This is a genomic window from Pseudomonas sp. SIMBA_068 (assembly GCF_046534705.1).
Lineage (GTDB): Bacteria > Pseudomonadota > Gammaproteobacteria > Pseudomonadales > Pseudomonadaceae > Aquipseudomonas > Aquipseudomonas putida.
In genome coordinates this window covers 1-241 of the sequence record NZ_JAWRYI010001466.1, presented here as the reverse complement: position 1 = coordinate 241, position 241 = coordinate 1, and the positions used below count along the sequence as shown (strand labels likewise).

The 241-nt window shown below is 59.8% G+C and carries 1 pseudogene; it reads right to left on the bottom strand.

From position 1 onward, the window contains the following. Positions 1-241: pseudogene (locus tag SB756_RS34500) on the bottom strand (hypothetical protein); the annotation flags it as partial.

Genomic DNA, 241 nt, shown 5'->3' with positions numbered 1-241 from the left:
CCTTTGATGTCGCGATCGCCGACCTTTTCACTATCCGCAATCAGGATGTCGCAGGTCGAGGTGCCGATCACTTTCACCAGGGTATAGGGTTTGGCACCGCCACCGACCGCGCCCATATGGCAGTCAAATGCGCCACCCGAAAGCGTCACGGTTTGCGTCAGGCCAAGACGCTGCGCCCATTCAGGGCTAAGCGTGCCGACAGGCAGATCAGCGGTCCAGGTATCGGTAAACAGGGGAGAGC